Annotated in this window: 8 protein-coding genes; 4 read left to right on the top strand and 4 right to left on the bottom strand. The window is 45.8% G+C overall.

Translation table 11 applies throughout. The annotated features are described in order from the left end of the window. Nucleotides 1–107 precede the first annotated feature (107 nt). The 3 genes from JFU04_RS30150 (at nucleotide 108) to JFU04_RS30160 (ending at nucleotide 1574) form a co-directional block, all read left to right on the top strand. The gene (locus tag JFU04_RS30150; protein ID WP_201146465.1) at nucleotides 108–422 is read left to right on the top strand and encodes a hypothetical protein; all 315 of its coding nucleotides are present in this window, start codon (nucleotides 108–110) and stop codon (nucleotides 420–422) included. 330 nt (nucleotides 423–752) lie between these two features. After that, nucleotides 753–1055: a hypothetical protein gene (locus JFU04_RS30155; RefSeq protein WP_201146466.1), complete on the top strand. Its 303-nt coding sequence runs from the start codon at nucleotides 753–755 to the stop codon at nucleotides 1053–1055. A gap of 72 nt (nucleotides 1056–1127) precedes the next feature. Beyond that, nucleotides 1128–1574, top strand: coding sequence for a hypothetical protein (locus JFU04_RS30160; RefSeq protein WP_201146467.1), 447 nt, complete (start codon nucleotides 1128–1130; stop codon nucleotides 1572–1574). An 11-nt stretch (nucleotides 1575–1585) separates the two neighbouring features. On the opposite strand, the gene mbeA is transcribed toward JFU04_RS30160, so the two are convergent. Beyond that, nucleotides 1586–3037 (bottom strand): plasmid mobilization relaxase MbeA, encoded by a 1452-nt coding sequence (gene mbeA, locus JFU04_RS30775; RefSeq protein WP_446739703.1) that lies wholly within the window; start codon nucleotides 3035–3037, stop codon nucleotides 1586–1588. Then, a complete protein-coding gene (locus tag JFU04_RS30175) occupies nucleotides 3027–3365 on the bottom strand; it encodes a MobC family plasmid mobilization relaxosome protein (RefSeq protein WP_446739704.1) in 339 nt (112 codons plus the stop codon). Before JFU04_RS30175 ends, mbeA begins: the two co-directional genes overlap by 11 nt. A 1012-nt stretch (nucleotides 3366–4377) precedes the next feature. On the opposite strand from JFU04_RS30175, the gene JFU04_RS30180 reads away from it, so the two are divergent. After that, complete coding sequence (locus tag JFU04_RS30180; RefSeq protein ID WP_201146468.1) at nucleotides 4378–6315, top strand: NACHT domain-containing protein; 1938 nt, start codon at nucleotides 4378–4380, stop codon at nucleotides 6313–6315. Nucleotides 6316–6565: 250 nt separating this feature from the next. Here JFU04_RS30180 and JFU04_RS30185 read toward each other — a convergent pair whose 3' ends face one another. Beyond that, on the bottom strand, nucleotides 6566–6868 hold the full coding sequence (locus JFU04_RS30185; protein WP_201146469.1) for a BrnA antitoxin family protein: 303 nt from the start codon (nucleotides 6866–6868) through the stop codon (nucleotides 6566–6568). After that, nucleotides 6855–7142 carry a BrnT family toxin gene (locus JFU04_RS30190; RefSeq protein ID WP_201146470.1) on the bottom strand — a complete coding sequence of 96 codons (288 nt, stop codon included), beginning with the start codon at nucleotides 7140–7142 and terminating at the stop codon, nucleotides 6855–6857. The genes JFU04_RS30185 and JFU04_RS30190 overlap by 14 nt, the downstream gene beginning before the upstream one ends. Nucleotides 7143–7165: the final 23 nt, after the last annotated feature.

Raw genomic sequence — 7165 nt, forward strand, 5'->3', positions numbered from 1 at the left:
TACAATTCAGTATATACAAGAATGATTATTTACCCAAAAACATTTTTTTATCTTATATTTCATCTCGGTTTCCAACAGGAAATCATACTCTGGGAGATTGAATATAAATGTCTAATAACTATGATTTAATTGCTAAAGCAATCAAAGAAAAACTACAAGTAACAGCACATTACCAAGGTTTCTACCGCGAAATGTGCCCTCATGCTCTAGGCTCTAAAAATGGACGTAAACAAGCTTTGTTCTATCAGTTCGGTGGTGAAAGTAGTAAAGGCCAAGTAGCACCAGGCTCCACATTCAACTGGCGCTGCATTCCTATAGATGGCCTAACTGATGTCACCTTACAATCAGGTCAGTGGTACACAGCAGAAAATCACAGCCAGGCACAGACTTGTGTTGATCAGATCGATATTGAAGTTCAATAAAAACTGTATCTGTGAGCCCATAAAGCTGCCCTTAATGGCGGCTTTTTTGTTTATGATAGTTGTTCATATTTAACATAAGACTAGTTGCGCGCCCCGCAGAAACGGTCTCAGCGCGTTTCTGCGCCGTCCTGCCCGAAAGACAGGCCTTTCCCCGTCCCGATCTGCGAAAAAAGCCCCTGATAAGTTTTGAGCAACTGCATGGCTATGCACGGAAGTGCCTGGCGGTCAGTTTCACATCCCTATGCGGCTGAGGCTGCCATTTATGATTGTCACGGACGTTTGCCGGCACTAAAGTTGCTGAGATTTTTTTGAAATTCAAAGGATGAAGACATGGCACGCTACCGGCTCGGGAACAGATATCTTTCACAGCAAGAATACGATGCTGAAATGGACTGGAAATGGGTATGGGGTCTTTTCCTGGTCGGTTCTCTATTAACCGGATGGCTTGTGCACGCCTACCTGGTGAACCCGGATTGGCACAAAGCCATACGTTTTATTGTTACCACCGTGCCGGCACTGGCCGTTGGCGTTGTTCTCGTGAAGCTGAGGCATTACATACAAATTTTGCTGGGGCTGGCGGTTATTCTTCTTATCGCCGGCGTAGTAATTGGGGTCATTTCCTCAGTTATATAACGGACTATGCCACTTGCATCTTATTAGTGTAAATTTAACACCTTACACACTGCATAAAATTAAGGGTATACAGTGGCAGATACACGCCTGAATCTGACGCAGGCAGCGAAGGCCGCCGGTGTCACGCGAAGAACGATCTATAACCATATAAATCAGGGTAAAGTTACCGCGTCACGTGATGAGAAAAACAACCCTGTAATTGACGTTTCCGAGCTTATCCGGGTATACGGCAATGTGAACCTGCCTGTAAAAAAAGTTCCCACCATTTCACACCGTGAAAATACACAGAAAAATTTTACACCTGATGCGCTGGAAACGGTCCGCACCGAGCTGGCAGAGCTGAAGCAAGCCGTCACGCTGATGCTTGAAGACAAAACAGCGCGTGAGGAAGAACGCCGGCGCGGCGAAGACGAGCGCCGGAAGCTGCAGGAGGAAGTAAAACGTCTGGGAGAGCAACTGGAGCAGGAAAAGGCCAGAGGACTCTGGTCACGAATCTTTGCCGGCAGAAAACCACGCTGAGCTGATGAGGCTTAGCCCATTTTCGGACCGTTATAAGGCCGTTTCAGCTGCTTCTGGCGCTGCTGCTCAAGTTCCAGCGCCTCCCGCCGTGCCAGTTCGCCGGCAATCATCGCGCTAACCGGTGCAGCTGCTCGCTCAAACTCTGCACCTGAGCGCTCAAGCGCTGTACCTGGTTGCTTATCTGCGCGTTCTCCGCGCGCGTAGTGGAGTACATCTGTTCCATACTGGCGAAGGCGTTCTCCCATTCCCTCAAACGCGTACCGTAATCGTTCTGCAGCTGCTCTAACGCGCTCAGTAACTGTTTTTCCAGTTCGGTCATGGTTCAGTACTCCTTCGGTATCATGTACTGGTTGTGCTCCCCAAAGGAGCCCGCCTGCGTGTCGATCTCGAGACATTTCTTCCTGCTGTCGCCGCAGGTTGTCCAGATCAGGTTCCCACCCCGGTCGCGCATCTGCGCGATCGCCCGCTTCTGTTCGGCGATCATCTTCCAGTTGTCGGATATCTGATGCCCCTGGTACCAGATGACGCCCCAGCAGGCGATCGTCACGGTTATCACCGTCAGCAGGAGCCATGCCCAGCCCCGGAGCACGAACTGCGAAAGCCTCTGGTCCCGGGCGCTGATGGCGGCGCTGATTTTCTTCTCGCTTGATTTCAGCGCCTCGCTGATAAACAGCTCGTGCCGCTCGAACTCGCTCTGCAGATTCCGCTCGGTATCGCCGGCCAGCTGCCTGGATTTCTCCTCGAATCCCTTCGCCAAATTTAAAATCTCGCTCATAAATCATCCCCTTTAATCGGATATTCCTGCCGCCTTCCGGATCGGCAATGCTGATGCTGCTGCGGGTTTCGCGGGCTATGGTGAATCCCGTGCTTTCCAGCGATCGAATGACATCCTGACGGTTGCGCACCTCGCCGGCGGAAACAAGGTTAAGAAGGCCGTCTGTGATGGCCTGTGCGGCCGCCTGCTTGTGTGCAGGGAGATCGCGCTGCGTACACAGCGTGCGCCGGTTGAGCGGGTCTGACGGGTCGTGCAGGCCCATCTGCGTATTGATGACCGTTTTCCACGCGTCTATCCGCGGTTTGTCCGCCGGCGCAAACCAGGGCTGAAGACGTTTCCCTGACTGTAATTCGATGTTCGGGACGACAAAATTAAGCTCCAGCCTTCCCTTATCCCGGTGTTCGACCCACAGGCACGCATACTGATCGGCATCCAGTCCGGGGAGAAGTGCATTTTCGAAGTGAGTTATCAGCTTTTCTTTGTCCGGTTCCGGTAAGTCCGCCTCACTGAAGGACAGAACACCGGAGGTGTAGCCCTTGGCGTAGGGGCTGCTGTCGATAATTGCCACGATATCGTCAGGATTACCGCGCATCAGGCGTGACGCCGGCCGCTGACGGTCTTTACCCAGCAGATAATCAACTGGTCCCGCGCCTTTCCCCGTGCCACGGGCGTGAAATTTAACGATCACCGGAGTGCTCCTCCCGCAGAGCCTTCAGCTCCCGCTCGATAGCCGCCAGCTGGCTGAGAATTTTCACGGCAGAAAGCGGCTCACCCTTAGATACGGCGGCGTTCACCTGCCGGGCGACCTGGTTAAGGTTGTTGCCGGCGCCGGCAAGCTGACGAAGCAGCGCCGGTGCTACGTCGGGCGCGCTGCCTCGCAGGCGCCGTTTTTCGGCGCCGAGGCATGTCTCGCGCATCCAGGTAGCAAGGCGTGCACGATCGCAGCGGGCGAGCAATGTTTCATGTTCTGCAGGAGAGACCCAGACGGTCAGCATTTTGCTGCGCTTTTCGTTCATGACGTTTCCTGATAACCGTGTTTTCTGCCGGCTTTATCCGGTGGAAAACGGGGTTGGACAAGCCGCAGGCGCGTCAGGGGGTTTCGGGGCGCAGCCCTGAACCAGCCATCACAGAGCGCTAGCGATGTGTATGCTGGCTTAAATGATAAATCGGAGTGGCGGTTTGAGGAAGTGGTATATGGGGTTTGGGGGGTAAGGCTACGGTGTGAACGCGGAAAATGAGACCGCAGGTGAAATGACGCTTCCTCGGCGCAAACAAGTTTGCTTCTGCGGCGAGCGTTGCGGTTATAGGGTAACGGTGGTTTGAGGGAGAGAACGAAGCCCCCGGGGGCTGGCGGAAACCTGCGGTTTTCCATAGGCTCCGCCCTCCTGATGAGCTTAACAGAAATACAGCGATTTCCGGTGCTCAAATCAGAAGTGACGAAACCTGACAGGACTTAAAGATGCCGGACGTTTCCACCCGGCGGCTCCCTCGTGCGCTCTCCTGTTCCCACCATGGGGTTTACCCGCTGCATACCGCCGTAAGGTGGCGTTTTCTCATTCCTGCCCTGCAACTGGGTTCCCTGAAGGTGGTTCGCTCCAAGCTGGACTATATGCACGAACTCCCCGTTTAGTCCGACTACCACGCCATGTCAGGTAACATACTCTTGAGACCAAACCTGACAGACACGACAAATCGCCATTGGCGGTAGCCAACGGTAACTGTTTACGGAGCGAAGCTTATACATCGAAGTAAAAACAGAGTTCTTGAAGTGATCGCCCAACTGCGGCTACACTGGAAGGACAGATTAGGTCACTGCGCTCCGTTAAAGCCAGTTACCATGGTTCAGAAGTTCCCCAACTTACTGAACCTTCGAAAAAACCGACTCCCCAGTCGGTTTTTTCGTTTTAAGGGTACGCTGAACGCCTCTTAAGCGTCAAGATAACAAATCAATTTACCACGCCCCCCAAGATATGAGATTAATTCGTACTTCCGCCCAAATGAGGGGAAGTAATACCTACAGGAGATATCATGGTAATTACTACAGCAGCAACAGCAATTGCAACAGGGTTAATTTCAAAAGGCATGGACAAAGCAGTAGAGACTGTTGCCGAAAAATCAGTATCTAAACTATGGGATAAAATATTAAAACAAAAGTGGAAGTTTGGTACAGAGACAGCTAGAGACGCTTTGGATGATTTTATAAAAAAAGACTTCACTAACTATTTTGACCAATCGGTAAAAAGATACCTTCTCATAAGAACCTTGAATAACCAGCATGAAGATGTTTACTTGGGAGAGATATATCACCCGCTATTTATAGAAAACAAAGAAAGAAAAATAGAAATAAATGAAGACTTCGTTTATGAAAACGATGAAATAACAAATGTGATTGGTGTGGCAGGCCAGGGAAAAAGCACAATACTAAAAAAAATATTCATGGAGAAACTCTACAATATAGATAAATCAAATAAAATACCTTTATTCTTCGACCTGAGAGACTTTGGCGGTCAATCTATAAAAGAGAACATTAAAAAAATACTTAACTTTGAGTCTAATAAAATGAAGGATGAAAGTATTGATAAATTACTTTCAAGCGGAAAAATACTTCTTATCCTAGATGGTTTCGACGAGGTAAAAAAAGAAGAAAGAAAAGAACTACTACGTGACATAATTGATACAAACCATAGATACAAAACACAAATCATAACATCATCCAGACCAGAAACAGAAATATGCACAACGCAAGGAATAATAAACTTTACTGTTTGTTACCTTGGAAGTGCCGACGTTACAAATATGGTGAAAAAACTTGTTCTTCCAGAAGTTTACCCTCATCTAATTGACGCCCTAAATAAAAACAAACAACTAATGAGTACAATTAAAACACCTATATTAGTTATTCTATTTTGCATTTGCGAAAAGCACCTCGATAGCTTACCTAAAAATGCAAAGGAATTTTATAATAGGATATTTAACATACTATACGAAGGTCATGATAAAACAAAAAACTTTTATAATAGAAGCAAGACTTTCAATCAACCCATAAATGAAATACGAGAAGCTTTTTGTTGTTTCTGTTTTATTTCCATATACAAAAACAAAACAAGCATGACAGATCAAGAAATGCTGGAGATATCAAAAAAAGCACTAAAAAACAAGATGTTACCAAGTGATTCACAAGATGCATCAAATTTTTATAGCGATATAATAGACATTACAGGACTTATTCGTAAAGATGGATATTTAAATAACACGTTCATTCACAAAACAATACAGGAATTCCATGCTGCGGAATTCATAAGGATGAGCTCATCAAAAAGAAAAAAAGAAATAAATGAGATGCTTGTAAGGGAAAGCTCTGAAAATTTATCATGGATTAACACTTCAAAGTTCTTATATGACATAGATAAAGAAAACACTATAGAAGAATTGATTATTCCTTTGTGCGAAAAACATCACCTGCATGAATGGAATGAAAAAAAGGACTCTATATCTGAAGAATATTATTATAACTATATTTCCAAGGCAAGGGCTATATTAAATGAAAAAACTGCCATTCCTGGGAAAAAGAAAAAAAAGAAAAATATCGAGAGAATACACCATTCTATTGAGGTTGGCCCTTTCACTGAAAGCTTCCTTCAATTAATTATCATTTCAGATAACAAAATCAGCTTAAGTATATTCAATAAAGCACTTATGGATTTTGGCGTAAACCATAAAGATAGCTTAGGCATTCTATCAAGTTTAGAAATAAAAAAACCTAACGAGCAAGCAAATGAAAAGAATAGCATTTCAGTTAGGAAGTTACTTCATGACTCAAAAAGGGAGGATGTTGTCATATCTATATTTAAAGATAATTTAGCGGCCATACACAAAGACATATATCTATACTTCAAAAATATGATAGATGGCGACTCAATACTAGCAACCAACAATGAGGATACGCTAAACTCATTATTGGACTAACAATATAAAAACCACTCAACTTGTGGTCAATGCGGTTATAAGATAAGTCGTATAGGCCACATATAAAAAATTAACCACTAATATTCAATAAAGAAATTAAAACCCATCATTATTTTAATGGTTAATTCCCAAAAGAGGTAACCCGTTTTATTTAATCCGCACCCGCTAAACGGGCGAATTAAACATAACATCTGTTAAGCGTAAAAGATGAAAGGTCGTACTCTATGGACGACCTTTACAGATAGCATAATTATTTCAGCGGCTGTTTACGCATCATCGCTTCTCGCAGAATTGCGTTGAGCCTTGTCTGGTATCCTTTGCCGGGCTCTTTAAGCCACTCCAAAACATCTGCATCAATTCTGACAGAAGCATGCTTTTTTACAGGACGATAGAACTGCCCACGCACAGCTTTCTCCCAGAATGAATGATTCAGCGCCCCCACATCACTGTAATCGATCTGGCTGTCAGACTGCTCAGACAGTGATTTCAGTTCAGCTTTTCGCTTCTCAGTCAGGGATGGAAGCTCGTTTCGTTTATATCTAACTGTGCTCATAAGTTTTCCTCTCTTTCCGATCGGCCCGGCGGGCACTGATTATACGAATGATCTCGGTACCGTCTTCAAACCGTATCGTATGAGCTACAAGAACGACCACGCATCCTCTTACAGCCCCAATGGTTTGCCAACGGTACTCACCGTTTTCAAATCGGTCTTGTACTGAAAGATGAAAAGGGTCCTCAAAAACCAGTGCAGCCTCTTCAAAGCGAATACCGTGCTTCCGTAAATTCGATTCAGCCTTAACTAAATCCCACTCGAAATCTAGCTCCATAGCCCTGCCATATAAATACTATT

The organism is Pseudomonas sp. TH21, from assembly GCF_016651025.1.
Taxonomy (GTDB): Bacteria; Pseudomonadota; Gammaproteobacteria; order Pseudomonadales; family Pseudomonadaceae; genus Aquipseudomonas; species Aquipseudomonas aylmerensis.